The organism is Neisseria sp. P0021.S006 (assembly GCF_051956895.1).
Window position 1 is genome coordinate 1 of record NZ_JBQCWZ010000306.1, and the last position, 1,553, is coordinate 1,553.

1 protein-coding gene and 1 pseudogene are annotated in these 1,553 nt (G+C 42.5%); both read left to right on the forward strand.

Features of this window, described 5'->3' with window-relative positions; genetic code table 11:
- Positions 1-1,214 (forward strand): 23S rRNA (uracil(1939)-C(5))-methyltransferase RlmD (gene rlmD / locus ACTHUM_RS13585; RefSeq protein WP_440403123.1); only part of this gene is annotated, 1,214 nt, incomplete at its 5' end.
- 124 nt (positions 1,215-1,338) lie between these two features.
- Positions 1,339-1,553, forward strand: a pseudogene (locus ACTHUM_RS13590) (23S rRNA methyltransferase); the annotation flags it as partial.

A 1,553-nucleotide genomic window follows, 5' to 3' on the forward strand; every position in this document is an offset into this window, starting at 1 on the left:
GAGAGCGTGTAACGTTTGCCATTCATAAAGAAAAAAAGCAGTTTGCAGAAGCTCAGGTCGAAACGGTTTTAAAACCTTCTTCCGAACGCATTGAGCCAGCTTGTTGCTATTTTGATACATGTGGCGGCTGTTCGCTTCAACATGTTTCTTTCGGAGCGCAAGTTGCGTTAAAGCAACGGATTTTGGAAGAGCAGTTGGAACGGATAGGTAAGGTCAAGCCGGAAATAATTTTACCTCCTTTATATGGTTACTCCTGGTATTATCGCGATAGAGCGCGTTTAAGTGTTTCGGTGGATAAACAAGGCCGTCTGAACCTCGGTTTTCAGGCCAAAAAAAGCCATGATGTCGTCAATATCCGCCATTGCCATATTTTGCCTAAGCATGTGTCCGATAGATTGCCTGATGTCCGCAATTTGCTGCAAAAGCTGCATGATGACGGTGTAAAAGTGAAATTTGTTGAGTTTTATTGCGGGAAAAATGTGACAGCGCTCAACATTCGTTTCATAAATCAACCGTTTGGACAAATATTAAGCGAATTGCGTAATTGGTTTGATAATATATTGTCGGGTGCTGAAAAGGCATGGCAAATATGGTTGCAGGATCATGCCGAGTCCTTGCCGTTTTATCCCGAGAATGCTCCTGCTCTGAACTATAATTTTGCTCAATTTGATGTAGAAATGCCTTACAAACCCGGTGATTTTACGCAGATTAATGCGCAGCTGAACGAAGTGATGGTGGCAAGGGCGGTCAGACTTTTAAACCCTCAAAAAGGGGAGCGGATTGCCGATCTGTTTTGCGGTTTGGGCAATTTTAGTTTGCCGCTGGCGAAAAGTGGCGCATCGGTTGTCGGTATTGAAGGCGCTTATTATTTGGTAGATAGGGCAAGGGAAAATGCCCGCCTGAATCGTTGTGCCGAGAATATGACGTTTTCTGTTGCCGACTTGTTCGATACCGATGAAAAAACTGTTGAGTCATGGGGAAAATTTGACAAGATGCTACTGGATCCGCCGAGAAGTGGGGCTTATGCTGTTGTCAAATCGCTACATAAGCCATTTTTACCTCAGAAGATAGTGTATGTTTCGTGTAATCCATCAACATTTGCACGAGATGCCGGTGTCTTGGTTGATAAGGGTTATAAGTTTAAGGCAGCGGGAATCATGAATATGTTTGCACAAACCTCGCATGTTGAATCCATTGGTGTGTTTGAGTTGTAAATTGGTATCAAGTCCTTTATGTGAGTAGGGTTTTTAATGTAAAAATGAGTGCATTCATGTTATCATCATTCGTTTGGGGAATTAATAACGTTGAAGTTGCGTGTAAAGCAACAGATGTTAATAAATGCAGCTTGCAGCACAAGACCGGGAGGTGTTCTTGAACTATCAACTTTTAACTATTTTTTTGCTGGTGCTTTTTTTGCTGGTGTTGTTTTTTGTTCGTCATAAACAAAGTAACAATTCAGACAAACAAAGCGCACATGCATCAAAAAGCGGCCGTACATCTGCTGCTCATACAGCCTCCTCTGAGGATGGAAACGACTGGATTGAGAAAGTCAA